This window comes from Nitratidesulfovibrio termitidis HI1, assembly GCF_000504305.1.
In the GTDB taxonomy this organism is placed as follows: domain Bacteria; phylum Desulfobacterota; class Desulfovibrionia; order Desulfovibrionales; family Desulfovibrionaceae; genus Cupidesulfovibrio; species Cupidesulfovibrio termitidis.
In genome coordinates this window covers 3,401,627-3,419,272 of the sequence record NZ_KI632512.1, presented here as the reverse complement: position 1 = coordinate 3,419,272, position 17,646 = coordinate 3,401,627, and the positions used below count along the sequence as shown (strand labels likewise).

Below are 17,646 nucleotides of genomic sequence, written 5' to 3'. Positions count from 1 at the left end.
CCGCAATGGTATATTCAACAACGTCGCACAGCTAACGCATTCACTCCCCATCAGGACAATCCGGATTGAACGGATTGCCACGCTGAAAATCCACATTGCATACGCCGGTACGGATACAGCAAGGCACACCGCATCACGGGCGCCATGCTGCATGAAAATGAAACGGCGTCCTGCCTGTACGGGCGGGACGCCATTGTCTTCCAAAGAGATCGGGGAATGTGGACGCAGCGGAAAGAGAGGATGATGGCTGCCGAAGGACAGCGTCAGGCCCCCGGCCTGTCCGCGTGGGCAGAGCCGTCATGCGGCAGGTCGTGGTCCGTCAGGTCGGGCAGCCCCTTGGCCAGATCGTCCAGGGTAATCGAGTCCAGCGCGGATTCCACGGCATCGGCGGCGCGGGTCCAGCCAAGGCAGGTCAGCCTGTCGCCGGGGGTGGCGGGCAGTTCGCAATGCTCCGCGATGCGGATGCCCCCCTCCATGAGCCGCACCACCGTGCCCAGGGATATCCTGGCGGGCGGCAGGGCAAGCCGGTGGCCGCCCATGGCCCCCCGCGCGCTGACCGTAAGCCCGGCGCGGCGCAAATCCTTGAGTATCTGCTCCAGAAACTGGACGCTGATGTCCGTATGGCGCGACAGCACGGTGGTGGTCAGCGGCCCCTCGGTACCGTGCACCGCAAGGGCAACCAGCACCCGTGCCGCATAGCGCGTTCTGGCGGTGAGCTTCATGCTGTTTCAGGGTCTCCCGTTGCGGCGGCGCGCGATGTTGCACCCCGTCCGCTGCGGTACACCTACACCATGCCCGCTCGCCCTTCAACACCATTAGTCAAAATCGGCACACTCCGACATTGCGACGTGCCCACTGAAGCGCCGCTGTATTGGATCATTCTCATCCTGGATGTTTTCAATCCGAAACAATGTTCCGCAAGAGAAACTGCATGAAACAATTCTTCGCGCACCACGTGCAGCCGCACAGCCCGATTCGCCCGATCCACATGAACAGGCCTTTCACCCGGCGTGCTCACCCGTGCGCAGGGTGGAACTTACCCCCTCCCGCGCGGCCCACAGATCCCCCGCTATTTCCAGAAAGGCGTCCAGCGGCCGGGGATCGAAGTGGCTGCCCCGCCCTTCACGCATGATGCCGAGGGCCTTGTCGAATTCGAAGGCGGGTTTGTAGGGCCGCTTGCTGGTCAGCGCGTCGAACACGTCGGCCACGGCCACGATGCGTCCTTCAAGCGGAATGGCTTCGCCCGAAAGGCCGCGCGGATAACCGCCGCCGTCCCAGCGTTCGTGGTGGGTGCCCGCGATGGAGGCGGCAATGCGCACCACCCGCGACGACGAGGCCGACAGTATCTTCTCGCCGATGACGGCGTGCTGCTGCATCACCGTGAACTCCTCCGGCGTGAGCCTGCCCGGCTTCAGCAGGATGGCGTCGGGCGTGCCGATCTTGCCCACGTCGTGCATGGGCGCGGCCACGCGCAGGTCGCGCAGCCCGTCGGCGTGCATGCCCAGCGCGGCGGCTATGCCTTCGCTGTAGAAGGCCATGCGCAGGATGTGATCGCCGGTGTCGTCGTCCTTGTAGGCGGCGGCCAGGGTGAGCCGGTTCAGGGTATCGAGGTACGAGCGCTCCAGTTCCGCGCGCGAGGCGCGCAGGTCGAGCACGGTACGCCCCAGGTCGTCGGCGAAGGCGCGCAACTGCCCGTGGGCCAGGCGCAGTTGCTCGCGCGTTTCCTCCATGGCCAGGCAGGCCTCTTCCGCCGCCTCGTCAGGAGGTTTCCGTTCGGGATACCGTGAATCATCGTGCGTGGTGTCTTGCGCCATGCCGTCCTCCCGTGCTGTGCGTCCTCTGCCCGTGGCCGGGCCGTGGTGGTCTCGCCCGTCTTCCCTGTGGCCGCGCCGGGCTTCGAGCGTGCGCTCGCGCGGGACCCGGCGCGGCCCGGGGTGGGGGGGGTGGTCAACTCCGGGGCGGGTGGGCCGCACGGCGAACCCCCCGTCCGCCGTCCTGCCCCGGAGTGGGCGAACGGCCCGCACGCATGGGGGGGCACCCATGCATGCGGCCGCGCCCCAAACGTCATCCGGTCGTCGCTTCCCGTGCGGGCGCACCATGCGCCCCCACACAGGCAGGCAGGCGTACCGACACCGTGGTGCCCCGGCCCACCTCGCTGGACAGGGTGACCTCTCCCCCGTGCAGGCGGGCGATGGCCCGGGCCAGGGTAAGCCCGATGCCCAGCCCTTCGCGGTTGCGCGTCATGTACCCCTGTGCCTGATAAAAACTTTCGAACACCCGCTCGCGCTCCTGCGCGCCGATGCCCATGCCCGTGTCCGCCACTTCCACCACCACTTCGCGGGCCGCGCACCCCGGCCCGTCCGCACCACCCGGCCTTCCTTGGGCCTCTGCCCCATTCGGCCCGCCGGGTCCGTCCATGTCACGCGAAGGGCGACAGCGCAGGGTCACCATGCCGCCCTGCCGGTTGAAGCGAATGGCATTGTGCACCACGTGCAGGAACAGTTCACGCAGCAGCCCCGCGTTGCCGCGCACCGTCACCGACACCCCGCACATGGGCATCGGCCCCAGCACCACGCCATGCGCGGCGGCAAAGGTGGAAAGTTCCTCCAGCACCCCGGCCAGCACCCGGCATACTTCCACGGGCGCGTCCGCAGCCTCCACGCGGCCTCCCTGCACCTCGGCAAAGCGCACCACCTCGCGCACCATGGCGTGCATGCGCCGCGCGGCCTGCAACAGGTGGCCCAGCAGTTCCTCGGCGTCGGAATCGCCCCGGCGGCGCGCCTCGTCCAGCAGCACGTCCCCCAGCCCCAGGATACCGTTGAGCGGGGTGCGCATCTCGTGCGAGATGATGGCCAGGAAATCCTGTTTCAGATGCTGCACCCGGCGCTGCATGCTGATGTCGTGCAGCACCAGCACCCGGCCACCGTCGCGCATGGGCGAGGTGGCCACCCGCACCACCCGCCGGGCCACGCCTTCGGGCGAGGGCAGATCCAGTTCCACCACCCGCGCCCCGTACATGTCCTGCTCAGGCATGTACGGCCCGGACTCCCCGCCCGCCCCCGCGCCGCCGGAGGCGTCGGCTCCGTGCCCGCTCCCGGGCAACACCGCCGCCGCGCCCGCCTCGCCCAGCAATTCCACCAGCGGTCGCCCCTCCAGTTCTGCCGGAGGACGATCCAGCATGGCGCAGGCCGCCGTGTTCACGGCAACCGCCATGCCCGCCGCGTCCACCGTAAGCATGCCGTCGGCCATGGAATCGATGATCGCGCGCAGCCGTTCGTTGACAGCCTGCAATTCCGCGCGCTGGGCCCGCTCCACGGTGTACAGCGCCGCCAGGTCTTCGGCGTAGCGCACCGTCTGCATGGACACCTCGCCGCACTCGGCCAGCCCCGCGAAATCGGACGGGCGAAAGGGGGGACCATCCGGCGCCCGCGCCGCATCCTGTCCCGTGAGGCCGTCGTCCTTGGGGATGCCGGGCCTGGCGCCAGGCCCGGCGTCAGCGTGCACGGCGGGGTGCACGGCGGGGCGCACGTCAGGACGCACGGCGGGGCGCACGCCCCTGGGTTCCCTGGAGCCTGGGGAGGCCGGGGAGACCGGGCAATCCTGAGATTCCGGATGTTCCGGATGTTCAGGGAGTGTCCCTTCGCGCGCACCGTTCATCCCAGAAACTCCTCGATCTTGCGGATCAGTGCCAGCGGGCTGAACGGCTTGGGAAAGTAGTCGTCGGCACCGGCGCGCAGCCCCTCTTCACGGTCCTGGGTCTGGCCCTTGGCGGTCAGCATGATGATCCGGCACCCCGCCGTGACCGGGTCGGCCCGGATGCGCCGGGTGGCTTCCAACCCGTCGATCTCGCCGGGCATCATCACATCCATCAGGATCAGGTCCGGGCGATGCAGGCGGGCCATCTCCACCGCCTGCAAACCATTCTCGGCCTGCAATATCTGATAGTTGCCTATTCGCAACGTGGCCTGCACCAGTTCACGCACCTCGTACTGGTCCTCGGCGATGAGTATCCGTTTCATGGCACATCCCCCTTGCATGCGGCAGATTCGGGGTGTCGGCCCGGAAAAGCACAGGCGGTTCCGGGCCAGCGGGCATCAGTACCGTTCGAAGTCGGCGTCGGACGTGGCCGCCTCGTCAAGGTCCAGGGTCACGCCGGGCTGTCCCGCCCTGGCGGGACGTTCGCCATGCAGTCCATCCTCGGTGATGGCGACGTGCGGGTGGTCCCGCTGCGGGCGGCGTATCTCCGGGCCGCCCTTGCGGCCCGGCAGGCCAGACGGCCCCGGCTGACCAGACATGCCGGACGGCCCTGTCCTGGCCACGGACAGGGGCGGCGCACCGCCGCCCCCAGGCAGCCGGAAGAAGGCCACGGTCTGGGCCAGCTGCGTGGCCTGCCCGGCCAGTTCCTCCGACGTGGCGGCCATCATTTCCGAGGCCGAGGCGTTCTGCTGGATCACCGAATCGAGCTGCTGCACGGCCTTGTTGATCTGCTCCGCGCCCACGCTCTGTTCCTTGCTGCCCGCCGCGATCTCCTGCACCAGCTCCGCCGTCTTCTGGATGCTGGGCACCAGCGTGCCCAGCATGCTGCCCGCGCGCTCGGCCAGGGCCACGCTGGACGACGACAGCTCGCCGATCTCCGCCGCCGCCGTGCCGCTGCGCTCGGCCAGTTTGCGCACCTCGGAGGCCACCACGGCAAAGCCCTTGCCGTGCTCGCCCGCCCGGGCCGCCTCAATGGCTGCGTTGAGGGCCAACAGGTTGGTCTGCCGGGCGATTTCCTGCACGATGGATATCTTTTCCGCGATGGTCTTCATGGCCCGCACGGTCTGCGCCACGGCCTGGCCGCCCTCGCGGGCGTCCTCTGCCGAGCGCAGGGCGATGCGGTCGGTCTCGGCCGCGTTCTCGGCATTCTGCTGGATGTTCGAAGTCATCTGTTCCACCGAGGCGGACACCTCTTCCACCGCGCTGGCCTGCTCCGTGGCGCCCTGGGCCATGTTCACCGCCGTCTCGGACAGTTCACGGCTGCCCGCCGTGACGCCGTGGGTGGTTTCCATCACCTCGCCGATGACCCGGCGCAGGTTGCCGGTCATGGTGCGAATGGCCTCGGCCACGCTGCCCACCTCGTCCCGGCTGGCTATCTCGACATCCGCCGTCAGGTCGCCGGAGGCCACCTGCCCGGCCACGTCGCGGATGCGCTGCAACGGTCGTGCGATGGACCGGCTGGCCAGCAGCCAGGCGCAGGCCACCACCACCATCACGATGCCCAGCGCCCAGCCCGCCACGGTCAGGGCGGCCAGGCGCACCTGGGCGTTCACCGCGTCCAGCGACGAAATGATCTCGAACGCGCCGTGCACCTCGCCCTCGCGCCAGCCTTCCTTGATGCCGCCCACCACGTCGCGCTCGCCCTTGGGGTCTCCGTGGCAGAACAGGCATTCGCGCGTCAGCTTGATGGCCCGGAAATACCGGATGTGGTCCGGCTCGCGCAGGACCAGTTCCTGCTGGCCGGAGGACGCAAGCTGGTCCAGCACCTTCCGCTCCACGTCCGTGGGTTCGTTGGCCTGATTGCGGGGGTGCATCTTGGGCACGCGGAATTCGTAGCCCAGCTTTTCGGCGTTGACCCTGGCCATCTTGATGGCGGTGATCACCGGCACCGCACCCACCACCTTGTCGGGCGGCAGTTCCGCGAACGGGCGTATCAGTCCGCTCTCCAGCTTGCGCGACATCTCGTCGCGCGCGGCCTCGGCCATCAGCACCACGGCCCGGCTCTGTTGCAGGATGGCCTCGTGCGCGCCCTCGCGAATGTCGCCGATGCGCTGCACGGCCATGACGCCCGCGATGCACACGGGCCCCAGGATGGCGATGGCCATGATCTTGGCCTTGATGCCGAATGCTCCACGCCGCTCACGTTCGCCGGTCATGGCGTCTCCTTCGGGGCATGCGGCCCCAGTCCCCAAGTATCCTGGACTCCCGTGGCTCATGCCCGCTCATATTCCGTTCGACCCGTTCGCCCCGTTACCCCCGGTCGGCAAGGTAAAGCGCACGGTGGTGCCCACGTCCTTGGCGCTTTCCACCGCCACCTCGCCGCCATGCGCCTCTATGAGATACTTCACGATGCTCATGCCCAGGCCCGTGCCGGGTATGCCGGTATTCGAGGCATCTCCCCGATAGAACTTCTCGAACACCCGTGAAAGCTGTTCCGGGCTCATGCCCATGCCGTTGTCGCGCACGCTGACCTCGTGCGCGCCCTGGCCGGGGCGCAGCCGCACCTCCACCACGCCGCCGCCGGGGGAATACTTGACGGCGTTGCTCAGCACGTTGTCGAGCACCTGGGCCACCTTGTCCGCATCCACCACGGCGGGGACCGGGGTTTCGGGCAGCAGCAGCCGGAACGAATGGCGGCGCGTGCCCACGATGTGCGCGGCCACCTTGCGGCGGATCAGGGCCACCAGGTCGCAGGGCCTGCGCTTGAGGCTGAAGCCCTGGCCCATCTCGATGCGTGAAATGTCCAGCAGGTCCGCCACGATGCCGGTAACCAGCGTGGCCTGCTCGTTGATGTAGCCAAGGTACTGGCGCTGCTCCACGGGGGGTATGTCGTCGCCGGTGACCAGCAGTTCCGAAAACCCCAGGATGGTGGTGAGCGGGGTGCGCAACTCATGCGCGGCGGTGGTCAGGAACTCGTTTTTCATGCGGTCCAGTTCGCGTTCGCTGGTCACGTCGTGCAGCACGGTGACCACGCCGGTCCGCCCGCCACCCGCGTCGCGCACCTCCGAGGTGCTGGCCGTGTAGTGATGCACGCCGCCCGTTTCCGTGGGGCGCGAAAAGCCGAACTGGCAGGGCGCGCCGCCCATGGTGTCGTCCAGACAGTGCACCAGCCGTTTGCGCAGGGGATCGTCCTCGATGAGGTCGACCACCGCCTCGCCCTCCACGTCTCCGGGCGCGGCAAGGCCCAGGATGTCCTCCGCCGCCGGGTTGGTCAGCACCACCCGGTGGCCCGGATCGGTGACCAGCAGGCCTTCGGACACGGAGCGCAGGATGAGGTCGATCTTCTCCCGATGGGATTCCGCAGTGCGCAACGCCTGCTCCAGGTCACGGGTGCGTTCCAGCACCATGTTCTCGAGCCGGGCGCGATACCCCTGCAACTCCGCCTCGGCGGCACGGCGCTCGCTGATGTCCTCCAGCATGCCCACTGCGTATTGCAGGTCGCCCTTGCGCCCCCGGATGGCCGCCACGGCCAGCCGCACGGGAAAGACCGTGCCGTCGCGCCGCAGGTGCTGCGTTTCCAGAAAGAAGCCGTTGCGCTCGCCCCGGTGCAGTTCCGCGAACAGGGCGCGCACGTCGCCCGCCTCGTGCCCGTGCACCAGCTCCGAAAAGTGCCCCAGGGGCAGTTCCGCCGCGGCAAAGCCGTGCAGCACGTTGAACAGCCGGTTGGTCTTGACCAGGCTGCCGTCCTGGTCCGAGATGAACACCCCCAGGGGGGCATGCTCGAACACGGCGCGAAAGCGCGCCTCGCTCTGCTGCAACGCCTCTTCCTGCTTGCGGCGACGGCTGACGTCGCGCCCGATGCCGAAGACCAGCACCTTGTCGCCGTAGCGCACGGGCACGGAAACCGATTCTATCCAGTTCTCGCGCCCGTCGGGCCGCAGCCACGAATACACGGCGCTCTGCGGACCGCGCAGTCCGCCGTCGTCGCGGAAGGGATCGGGGGCCTTGCGCCCACCCAGAAACACCTGCAACGAACGCACGTCGTCCATCTCGCGCAGATCGTCGCGGGTGCGCCCGGCCATGCGCTCGTAGCCCCGGTTGCAGTCCACCAGCCGGGGGGCGCTGCCGTCGTCGCGGTGTTCGTAGACGGAAATTCCGTCCAGTGAATGCTCGAAGATGGTGCGGTAGCGCAGTTCCGCCTCGCGCAGGGCGCGTTCCGCCTGGCGCTGGGCCGTGATGTCGCGCAGGGCCACCAGGGTGGCCGGGCCGTCGTCCCAGGTTACCGGAGCGGTGCGCACCTCAACCAGGCACGGGTTGTCCCCGTCGCCGCACAGGTCCAGTTCGTCGTCGCGCACCGGCACGGGCGAAGGCTGCCCCAGCAGGTCGGGCAGGTCGGGCAACTCTGGCAGTTCGCGCCCCAGCATGGTCAGCGCCGCCGGGTTGGCGAAGCGCACCAGGGCATCGGCGTCCACCACCAGCATGCCGTCCGGGTTGGCGCTGATGATGGTTTCCAGCCGCTGGCGGTGCTGGCGCAGCGCGCCCTCCGCCCGTTTGCGATCGATGGCGTAGCGGATGGTGCGGACGATGAGCCCTTCGGCCACCTCGCCCTTGCGCAGGTAGTCCTGCGCGCCGCGCGCCACGGCCTCTTCGGCGAAGCTGGGGCTGGAGAGCCCGGTCAGCACGATCACCGGCAGTTCCGGCGCATGCGAGACCAGTGAGCCAAGGGTATCCCAACCCTGGCTGTCGGGCAGGCTGAGGTCCAGCAGGGCCACGTCGAATGCGCCGCCGTCCAGCAGGGCAAGGCCCTCGGCCAGCGTTTCCGCCCGCTCGATGGCATGCCGCAAGCCCGACCCGGCAAGCAGCAGGCTGAGCAGCCTGGCGTCGCCGGGGTCGTCCTCGAACAGCAGTATGCGTACCTGCCCCTGGTCCATCATGCCTCCGGTCTGCTCCGGTGTGGTCTGGCGTGGTCCGGCGTGGTCCATCATGCCTCCGGTCTGCTCCGGTCTGCTCCGGTATGGTCCGGTGTTCGCCGGGGTTGGCCCTGCGTGCCAGACGCGCACGCAGAAGGCCTGACACAGCGTCTTTCATTCATGCGGCCATGGCCGGTGCTCCTGGCCCCGCCGCCCGCTCCGTCATGCCGCCCCTTGTTGCAGACCTCCGTCAGTCTCCCTTCACCGGCAACGTCACGATGCCCATCCAGAAATGCTCGATCTGCCCCACCACCTCCAGAAACTGCTCCCAGCCCACGGGCTTGGTGATGTAGCAGTTGGCGTTGAGGTCGTAGGCATGAAGAATGTCTCGTTCCTGCCGCGAGGTGGTCAGCACCACCACGGGGATGGTACGCAGTTCCGGCGCCCTCTTGATCTCTTCCAGCACCTCGCGCCCGTTCTTGCGCGGCAGGTTCAGGTCCAGCAGCACGAGGTCGGGGCGGGGCGCATCGGCGTACTGGCCTTCGCGCCGCAAGAAGGCCATGGCCTCCTCGCCGTCCTCCACCACGAACAGCCGGTTGGACACGCGGTTGCCTTTCAGTGCCTCGCGCGTCAGGCGCACGTCGCCGGGATCGTCCTCCACCAGCAGGATGTCGATGAGTCTTGCCTGATGCATGCCGCTCATGTCTTTCTCCCGTGCAGTCTTGTTCGATTGGCGGATGCCGTGAACGATGGACGCCCCTTACGACGGGGCCCATCCCATCTGCCGGGCCTGCGCGCCCTGCCTGTCCCCGTCCTGCCTGTCCTGCCTGTTGGTCCTGTCAGGCCTGTCGGGGCCGTCGGGTTTGCCGGGGCCATCGGGTTTGTCGGGCATAACGAACCGGAACGTGCTGCCCTTGCCCGGCGCCGATTCCACGCCGATGGTGCCACCGTGCCGCTCCACGATCTTCTTGCACACCGCAAGGCCGATGCCGGTGCCCGGATAGCGGCCCGGCCCGTGCAGCCGCTGGAACACCCGAAAGATGCGCTCGAAATGCTCCGGCTTCATGCCAATGCCATTGTCGCGCACGTGAAATACCCAGGCGCCGCCGGAATGCCCGGCCTCCGTGGCCCGCTCCGCCCCTATGGAAATGCTCGGGGCCGCCTCCGACCGGTATTTCACCGCGTTGCCCAGCAGGTTGCGCAACAGCTGCTCCATCTGCACCCGGTCGGCCCGGATCATGGGCAATGGCCCCCGCTCCACCGTGGCTCCGGCTTCCTCGAACAGCAGGCCAATATCCGAGAGCACGGTGTCCACCACCTGCTCCATGTCCGTGTCCGCGAACTCGCGCCCTTGCGTGCTCACCCGCGAATAGGCCAGCAGGTCCTCGATCATGTCCTTCATGCGACGGGCTGCGTCCACGGCAAAGCCGATGAACTCGTCGGCGTCGCTGTCCAGCTGCCCCACGTAGCGCTTGGCCAGCAGATCGAGAAAGCTTGCGATCTTGCGCAGCGGCTCCTGCAGGTCGTGCGAGGCGATGTAGGCAAACTGCTCCAGTTCCGCATTGGAGCGGCGCAGTTCCTCCGCCTGATGCTTCAGGTGCAGCTCCGCCTCCTTGCGCTGGGTCATGTCGCGGCCGGACAGGTAGACCAGCCCTTCCTCGGGCAGGGCCACCGAAGTCCAGCCAAGCCAGCGGTACACCCCGTCCTTGCAGCCGAAACGGTTCTCCACCAAGGTCGCTGCCACACCGACAAGACCGTTCGCACCGCCTGCCAGCGCGGGACGGCTGGCTTCCACGTCGTCCGGATGCACGAAATCCAGAAACGGGTGACCCACCACTTCGTCCTCTGCAAAACCGAACAGCCGCACCCAGGCCGGGTTCACCCGACGCAGTACGCCCTGCTGGGTAATGATGGCCACCGGATCCAGCGACAGGGCGAAGAAGCGCTCCGCCTCCTGCTCGGCCCGCTGCCTGCTGATGGCCTCGCGCAGCATCGATGCCCGCGCCTCGCGCGTGGCCACGGTGCCCGCCTCCACGTCGCGGCGCAGGCGCACCGTGCGCCACAGCAGCACCACCGAAGCGCCCAGGAACACGGTCAGCAGCACAAAGGCCACACCGGCCAGCAGCAGTTCTCTGTCGCTGTAGCGCGACAACACGTTGCCGCCGAACCAGCGGCGGTACAGTGCGTCATATTCGCCGGAAGCCCGCACCTTGACGAGGGCCTCGTTCAGTACGGCAACAAGGGGGGTGTTGCCCTTGGCTGCGCCGAACGAGAACCGCAACGTGCGCAACGGCTGGCCGGCAGGTTCCAGCGGGGCGTCCGTGGGCAGGCGGCGGATGATATGCTCCACCACGGGTTCCGGCGCCACCAGGGCGTCTGCCCGCCCCCAGGCCACCGCCATCACCGCGTCCAGTGGTGTGGCCACCGGCAGCAGGCGCTGCCCCGGCATGGCCCGCAAGTACTGGTGACTGGAATGATTCTCCACCACGGCCACCAGCAGTCCGGAAAGGTCGGCCACGCCACGCGGGCGCGCGGCGCTGTCGCGTCGCACGTAAATGCGCTCGGACAGTTCCACACCGGGTTCGCTGAACTCCCACTGTGCCTGGCGTTCCGGCGTTTCCGCCACCAGGGCCAGCACATCCAGCTTGCCTTCGAACAGTTCACCCCGCAGGGAAGGGCCGTTGTCGTTGGCGCGGAACACCGCCCTGCGCGCCGCCGCGCGGGCCACGGCCTCTGCCAGATCGCGCGCGAAGCCCGCGGGCACCCCCTCCACCATGTAGCTGAGCGGCGGATAGGTGGGCAGCAGGCCGATGCGCAACTTCGGGGCGTCTGGCGGCAATCCGTCGTTGGCCCGCATGGCCGATTCCGACGGGGAGGCATCGGTCTCCTCAAGGTCCATGGCCGATGGCGCATCGGCATGCCGCCAGTTGTCCTCCGCCGCCCATGCGACTCCCGCAGGGGCATGCGCCGTCCAGGCTGGCCATCCCCCCAGACAACCGATCCCCTGCGGCAGCAGCAACAACAGCAAAGCCAGAGCGGCGGTCAGCGCACGCAACGCCAACCGCGTCGCCCTGCCCGTGCACCGGGCCGGGCCGGGCCACCTGCTTCCTCGCCGCAACGCCAGCGTCGTGTCACTCCCCCAAAACGGCATGACTACCGTCCGGGGTGCGCCCCGTGACCGGGGTCCTCCTCGCCGCCATCCACCGGAGCCAGCCTGTAGCCCAGTTCCTGCGCGATCTGCTCCAGCGGCGTGACGTCGCGGGTGGTGCGCAGTATCTGGAAAAACGTTTCCACGCCCAGCTTTGCCCCAAGGTCGAACGGGTTCAGTTCGCGCATCAGGGTGGGATAGGGCTTGCCGATGGTGCGCGCCACTTCGCGCGCCTGGCTCCTGCTGCTGAGCACCGCCCCCTGCACCATTCGGGTGATCCACTTCTCGGACATGTTCCCTCCTCCGGCCATTGGTGGCCAACATGCCAGGAGAATATCAAGAACCATGCCGGGGCACGGACCGGAGCAAGCGGACACTCCGTCCTCACCCGGATTCCACAACACATTGTTTCCATTAGGGTTGCTCTTTTTTACGGGGAACGCTATCTCTAACCCTGTATCCGGAAGTGAGATTCATGTCTCGTAAAATGAGACGGCATATCATTATGTGAGACAACCCCTATTCCCCGCCGCGCCGCCAGCCCCAGACATGCCAGCCGTGTCCCACGGCAGCCGACGCAGGGCGGACACGGAAAAAGGGCGCCGGGCAGACACCCCGGCCATCCGCGAGGTTTCTCCACCCCATGTCTCGCCAATCTCGCCAATCTCGCCAGTCTCGCCCCCCCGTCGCGGCATTTGCCGTGGCCCCCGATGATCACCCGGAGGGTCACCCGGATGGGCAGGGCAGTCAGCCCAGCCCTGCCAGTTCCACCAGTCCCGCCCGTTCCGCCAGTTCCGCCAGTTCCGCCAGTTCCGCCAGTCCCGCCCGTCCTGAAAGCCCGCCCACCGAACCGCAGGGCGACCCCATTCCGCTCTTCGAGCACAGCGTGGCCCCCATGTTGCTGGTGGATCCGGAAAACGGCAGCATAGTGGACGCCAACCCCGCCGCCTGCCGCTTCTACGGGCACCCGCGAGAACGCATGGCGGGCATGCCCATAGCCGCCATCAACACCCTGGACGAGCACGAACTGGCCGCGCGCATGGCCGAGGCCTTCCACCGGGAACGCACCGCCTTCCGGTTCCGCCATCGTGTCGCGTCAGGCCTGGAGCGTGACGTGGAAGTGCACAGCGGGCCGGTGTGGCTGAATGGCCGGGCCCTGCTGCATTCGGTGGTGCACGACGTGTCGTCCCTGCACGAGTCCATGCAGCGCGTGGAACGGGTGCAGCGGCTCAACGACCTGCGTGCCGCGCTCATCCACAGCGGAGCGCCGGAGGAAAAGCTGCGTCTGCTGGCACGGGAGATCCTGTCCATCTTCGGCGCCGGATCCTGCCGCATCTGGCTGGCCCGGCAGGGCGACCGTTGCGGCCAGTGCCCGCACGCCGCGGCCTCATGCCCCGCCACCCCGCGCAATCCCCCGGTCTGCCTGCACCTGGTGGTGGAAGAACCGCCCTCGCCCTGTTGCCAGCCAAACCCGGCGGGACAGGTCCAGCCCGACCCGCGCATCTTCCGTATTCCCTTCCGGCATGGCCCGGTGGGCCGCGCCGCCTCGGCCAGCACCCGTCGCCCGGTGTTGCACGCCACCCCCGAAGCCGATGCGCCCCTGTCCTGCGACTGCGGCATGTTCACCGCCTACGCCATCCGCGTCGGCCAGGGTATTTCCGGCGGGGTGCTGGGAGTGCACCTGCCTGCCCTGGATCCCATTACCGACATGCAACTTGAAGGGCTTGCCCACACCACCGCGCATCTGTTGCAGGCGGCCCGCACCGCCGAAGCAACGCGGCGGGCCCTGCGCGGCCTGGACAACCGCATCCGCAAGCGCACCGCCCAGTTGCGCCGCGCCAACCAATTGCTGCGGCACGAGGTGGCCGAGCGCCGCCGGGCCGAACTGGCCCTGCGCCGCAGCCGCGACCTGCTGGAACACGGCGAACGCACCGGGCAGTTGGGCAGCTACTGGCGCGACCTGGAAACCGGCCGGGGACAGTGGTCGGACAACCTGTTCCGCATGTTCGGCTTTCCCGTGGCGGCAGAAGCGCCTTCGTTCGCGCGGGTATTCGAGCGCGTCCACCCGGACGACAGGGTGCGGATGGCCGAAGAGTTGCACCACGCCATGGCCCACTGCAAGGACACTCTCATTGAATACCGCTACCTGGGCCCCTCGGGGCAATATCGCCACGCCCGCCAGCAGGTGACCCTCGACACTCCGGCCCGCACGGGGCACAAGGGATCGGTGGTGGTGCACGGCATGGTCCAGGACATCACCGACCAGCGCCAGCGCGACGAACTGCTGCGCCTGCAACGCGACCTGCTGCTGGCGCTCGGCATCACCACCACGGTGGAGGACTGCCTGGGGCTGTGCCTGCGCACGGCCCTGCACGCCGAAAGCGTGGACGCGGGTGCGGCATGGCTGCGCGTGGAGTTGCCCGATGTGTCCCCTGCATCGGATGCGCCGACCTCGCCGGACGTTCCGGACGGCGAAACGCGGCACGAATGGCGGCTGGTCGCGGCGCAGGGGTTCGACCCGGTGTTGCTGGACAGGGTACGCTGCCTGCCGTCGGGCACGCCTGCCTCGCGCCTGATGGAGGCAGGCCGCCCCGTGCCCGAAACTTCGCCGGAACAGGAATTGTGCTGCATGCTTACCGGCGACGTGGAACTGGACGCATTGGCCGCCGCGTCGTCCATCTGCTGCGCCCACCTCCTGCCCGTACTGCATGAGGGCCGGGCCGTGGCCTGCCTGCTGACGGGCACGCGCGGCCCCGGCGCCATGCACAAGGCGGCCCGGCACCACGTGGAGGCCGTGGCCGCCCAGGGCGGCAGCGCCTTTGCCCGAATCATGCAGCAACAGTCGCTGCGCGAGAGCGAGGCAAACCTGCGTGCCCTGCTCAACGCGCCGCGCCTCAGCGCCTTTCTGCTCGATCCTTCGGGCCGGGTGCTGGCCTGCAACGCCACCGGCGCCGGGCGCCTGGGCACCACCCCCGATGCCATGCAGGGGCACAGGCTGGGGAGCTACGTCCCCGAAGACCTGCGCAGCAGGCGGCACAACGTACTGGCCAGCGTGGTGGCCACGGCAACCCCGGCCACCTTCCGGGATGCGCGGGGCATCTACATCTTCGACCATTCCCTGTACCCGGTCACCGACGAGGCGGGCCGGGTGCACCGGGTGGCCTGGCTGGCCGAGGACGTGGCCCACGAGGTGGCCCTGGAACGGCAACTGCGCCAGGCCCAGAAAATGGAAGCCGTGGGCACCCTGGCCGGGGGCATCGCCCACGACTTCAACAACATCCTCGGCGTGATCATGAGCAACATCGAGATGCTGCGTGACACGGGCCTGACCGGCAGGGCCGCCGCGCGGTCCGACCGCATCTTGCGCGCCGCGTTGCGGGCGCGCGACGTGGTGCGCCAGTTGCTGGCCTTTGGCCGCCCGACGGACGAACCCTACGTCACCCTGGACCTGTGCCGCACCGTGGCGGACGCCCTGCACCTGGTCAAACCGTCCATCCCGGCCAGCGTCACCCTGCGCACCCTGCTGCCTGCCGCCCCGTTGCCGGTGCACGGCGATGTCACCCAGATCCACCAGGTGTTGCTGAACCTGTGCACCAATGCCGTGCATGCCATGCCCGACGGGGGCCTGTTGGACGTCTCGCTGGAAACGCTGGATCTTGGCGGCGACGAGGTGCTGCGCGGCTACCCGGAGCTGTCGCCCGGACGGTACGTGTGCCTTTCGGTGGCCGATTCCGGGCTGGGCATGACCGCCCCCCAACTGGAACGGGTGTTCGAGCCGTTCTTCACCACCAAGCCGCAGGGGACGGGATCGGGCCTTGGGCTCAGCATGGTGCACGGCATCATCCGCAAGCACGGCGGCACGGTGCGCGCCCATTCCCAGCCGGGGCAGGGGGCGCGCTTCGACGTGCTGCTGCCCCTTGCCGACATGCCGGATACCGTGGCCGCCCCCGTTGCCGCCGCCCAGGCGCAGGCGCCGGACATGCCGGAGGGGACGTCGCTGCACGTGCTGGTGGTGGACGACGAGCACGACTTCCGTCAGTCCGTATCGGAAATGCTGCATGCCCTCGGTCACCGGTCCACCGGCACCGACAGCGCCGATGACGCCTTGCGCCTGTTGGCGGCGGGCCGCTACGACGTGGCCCTGCTGGACCTGCGCATGCCTGGCCGGTCCGGCCCGGAACTGGCGCGCACCATCCGCAGGCAGGGGTATGTGCTGCCGCTGGTGTTGTGCACCGGCAACGAATGCGACATCACACCGGAAGAACTGGCCGATACGGGGTTGACCCTGATCGGCAAGCCGTTCACGGGCGAAGAATTATCGAAACACTTGCATATTTCGTTGAAAAAGGCGTAAAGCTTCAGGGATGCCTGAAGTTCTCATCATCGACGACGATCCGCTGGTGGCGGAAACCCTGGCCGACCTTGTCGAGGACATGGGCCACATACCGTTGCGCGCCGCTTCGCTGGCCGACGGGTTGGCCCATGCGGATGCGGGATTCGGCGATGTGGTGCTGCTGGACGTGATGATGCCCGACGGTAACGGGCTGGAGGCGTTGCCCCGCTTCGTGACCTCGCCTCCCCGGCCCGAGGTGATCATCATCACCGGCGCGGACGCCGAGCAGTCCGCGGAAATGGCCGTGCGCAACGGCGCGTGGGACTACATCACCAAGGGCACGCCGGTCAGCGCCGTCCGCCTGGCCGTCCTGCGGGCACTGGAATTCCGCAACGAAAAGCTGGCCCGCACCGCCCAGCAGGGGCGGCAGTTCAACCCCGCAGGCCTCGTGGGCACCAGCCCAGCCTTCATGGAATGCCTGGACCTGGTGGCCAAGGCGGCGCACAGCGACGTGCCGGTGCTGATCACCGGAGAAACGGGCACCGGCAAGGAACTGGCCTCGCGGGCCATCCACGAGAACAGCGACCGGGCCGGGCGCCCCTTCGTGGTGGTGGACTGTGCCGCCCTGCCGGAAAACCTGGCCGAAAGCGTGCTGTTCGGCCATGTGCGCGGGGCCTTCACCGGGGCTGACCGCGACGCCGAAGGGCTGATCCGCCAGGCTTCGGGCGGCACGCTGTTTCTGGACGAGATCGGCGAGTTGTCCCCCAACCTGCAAAAGACCTTCCTGCGCGTGTTGCAGGAACGGCGTTTCCGTCCCGTGGGGGGCAGGCAGGAAGTGGAGTGCGACTTCCGGCTGCTGGCCGCCACCAACCGCGATCTGCAGTTGATGGTCCGGCGGGGCGAATTTCGAGAGGACCTGCTGTACCGGGTGCGGTCCATGCACATCGCCCTGCCCCCCCTGCGCCAGCGGGAGGACGACCTGCGCCCCCTGGCCGAACATTTCGTGCACCAGTACTGCGAACGCAACAACCTGCCCTCGCGCATCCTGACCCAGGAACTGCTGCGGGCCCTTGGCGCGCATCACTGGCCGGGCAACGTGCGCGAACTGCGCAACACCATGGAAACCATGATCGCCTTCGCGGGCGGCGTGCGCACCCTGTACCCGGTGCACCTGCCGGAACACATCCGGGTGCGCCACATGCGCGCCGCCGCCGAAGGCATGCGCCCGGAACCCGCCGAGGCCGATTCGCCGAACCTGCCTCTGGCCGGGCTGTCCATCCCCACCTGGATGACCTACCGCGACGTGGCGCTGGAACGCGCCGCCGTGGACTATTTCCAGAACCTGCTGGCCTACGCCGGTGGCGACATGGCCAAGGCCCAGCAGCTTTCGGGCCTTTCGCGCGCGCAGTTCTACCGGTTGTTGCGCAAGCTGCGCTAGGTGCTGTTTCGCCAGGTCATCCGCACGGAATCACTCCGGAAACGTGAAAGCCCCCGCGAATTCGCGGGGGCTTTCGTGTGACGCACCGCCGGGCGCCATCCGGAGGAGGGAACGGACTGGG

At 68.3% G+C, this 17,646-nt stretch carries 11 protein-coding genes; 2 read left to right on the top strand and 9 right to left on the bottom strand.

All coding sequences use genetic code 11. The features are described 5' to 3' along the window. Positions 1–263: 263 nt before the first annotated feature. From DESTE_RS13630 to DESTE_RS13590, 9 genes are all read right to left on the bottom strand, one after another. Entirely contained in the window at positions 264–722 is a 459-nt protein-coding gene (locus DESTE_RS13630; RefSeq protein ID WP_035068181.1) for an RrF2 family transcriptional regulator, read from the bottom strand. A 279-nt stretch (positions 723–1,001) separates the two neighbouring features. Beyond that, positions 1,002–1,814: an HD-GYP domain-containing protein gene (locus tag DESTE_RS13625; RefSeq protein WP_035068180.1), complete on the bottom strand. Its 813-nt coding sequence runs from the start codon at positions 1,812–1,814 to the stop codon at positions 1,002–1,004. A gap of 250 nt (positions 1,815–2,064) precedes the next feature. Next, positions 2,065–3,552 (bottom strand): PAS domain-containing sensor histidine kinase, encoded by a 1,488-nt coding sequence (locus DESTE_RS13620; RefSeq protein ID WP_035068179.1) that lies wholly within the window; start codon positions 3,550–3,552, stop codon positions 2,065–2,067. A gap of 101 nt (positions 3,553–3,653) precedes the next feature. Next, a complete protein-coding gene (locus DESTE_RS13615) occupies positions 3,654–4,019 on the bottom strand; it encodes a response regulator transcription factor (protein ID WP_035068178.1) in 366 nt (121 codons plus the stop codon). A gap of 75 nt (positions 4,020–4,094) precedes the next feature. Further along, on the bottom strand, positions 4,095–5,912 hold the full coding sequence (locus tag DESTE_RS13610) for a methyl-accepting chemotaxis protein (RefSeq protein WP_035068177.1): 1,818 nt from the start codon (positions 5,910–5,912) through the stop codon (positions 4,095–4,097). A gap of 66 nt (positions 5,913–5,978) precedes the next feature. Continuing rightward, on the bottom strand, positions 5,979–8,681 hold the full coding sequence (locus tag DESTE_RS13605) for a PAS domain S-box protein (RefSeq protein ID WP_245590852.1): 2,703 nt from the start codon (positions 8,679–8,681) through the stop codon (positions 5,979–5,981). A 175-nt stretch (positions 8,682–8,856) separates the two neighbouring features. Further along, positions 8,857–9,309 (bottom strand): response regulator, encoded by a 453-nt coding sequence (locus DESTE_RS13600; RefSeq protein ID WP_035068175.1) that lies wholly within the window; start codon positions 9,307–9,309, stop codon positions 8,857–8,859. A 57-nt stretch (positions 9,310–9,366) separates the two neighbouring features. Further along, the gene (locus DESTE_RS17305) at positions 9,367–11,505 is read right to left on the bottom strand and encodes an ATP-binding protein (protein WP_245590851.1); all 2,139 of its coding nucleotides are present in this window, start codon (positions 11,503–11,505) and stop codon (positions 9,367–9,369) included. A 254-nt stretch (positions 11,506–11,759) separates the two neighbouring features. Beyond that, the gene (locus DESTE_RS13590; protein ID WP_015946165.1) at positions 11,760–12,047 is read right to left on the bottom strand and encodes a phage regulatory CII family protein; all 288 of its coding nucleotides are present in this window, start codon (positions 12,045–12,047) and stop codon (positions 11,760–11,762) included. Positions 12,048–12,619: 572 nt separating this feature from the next. Here DESTE_RS13590 and DESTE_RS17300 point away from each other — a divergent pair. Then, the gene (locus DESTE_RS17300) at positions 12,620–16,108 is read left to right on the top strand and encodes an ATP-binding protein (RefSeq protein WP_281172075.1); all 3,489 of its coding nucleotides are present in this window, start codon (positions 12,620–12,622) and stop codon (positions 16,106–16,108) included. Between the two features lie 10 nt (positions 16,109–16,118). Continuing rightward, positions 16,119–17,525, top strand: coding sequence for a sigma-54-dependent transcriptional regulator (locus DESTE_RS13580; RefSeq protein ID WP_035068174.1), 1,407 nt, complete (start codon positions 16,119–16,121; stop codon positions 17,523–17,525). The last annotated feature ends 121 nt before the right edge of the window (positions 17,526–17,646 follow it).

What these genes read in the sequence shown, in the direction of transcription:
- DESTE_RS13630 (WP_035068181.1), bottom strand. Translation starts at nt 722, where the DNA reads ATGAAGCTCACCGCCAGAACGCGCTATGCGGCACGGGTGCTGGTTGCC.
- DESTE_RS13625 (WP_035068180.1), bottom strand. Translation starts at nt 1,814, where the DNA reads ATGGCGCAAGACACCACGCACGATGATTCACGGTATCCCGAACGGAAA.
- DESTE_RS13615 (WP_035068178.1), bottom strand. Translation starts at nt 4,019, where the DNA reads ATGAAACGGATACTCATCGCCGAGGACCAGTACGAGGTGCGTGAACTG.
- DESTE_RS13610 (WP_035068177.1), bottom strand. Translation starts at nt 5,912, where the DNA reads ATGACCGGCGAACGTGAGCGGCGTGGAGCATTCGGCATCAAGGCCAAG.
- DESTE_RS13605 (WP_245590852.1), bottom strand. Translation starts at nt 8,681, where the DNA reads ATGATGGACCACGCCGGACCACGCCAGACCACACCGGAGCAGACCGGA.
- DESTE_RS13600 (WP_035068175.1), bottom strand. Translation starts at nt 9,309, where the DNA reads ATGAGCGGCATGCATCAGGCAAGACTCATCGACATCCTGCTGGTGGAG.
- DESTE_RS17305 (WP_245590851.1), bottom strand. Translation starts at nt 11,505, where the DNA reads ATGGACCTTGAGGAGACCGATGCCTCCCCGTCGGAATCGGCCATGCGG.
- DESTE_RS13590 (WP_015946165.1), bottom strand. Translation starts at nt 12,047, where the DNA reads ATGTCCGAGAAGTGGATCACCCGAATGGTGCAGGGGGCGGTGCTCAGC.
- DESTE_RS13580 (WP_035068174.1), top strand. Translation starts at nt 16,119, where the DNA reads ATGCCTGAAGTTCTCATCATCGACGACGATCCGCTGGTGGCGGAAACC.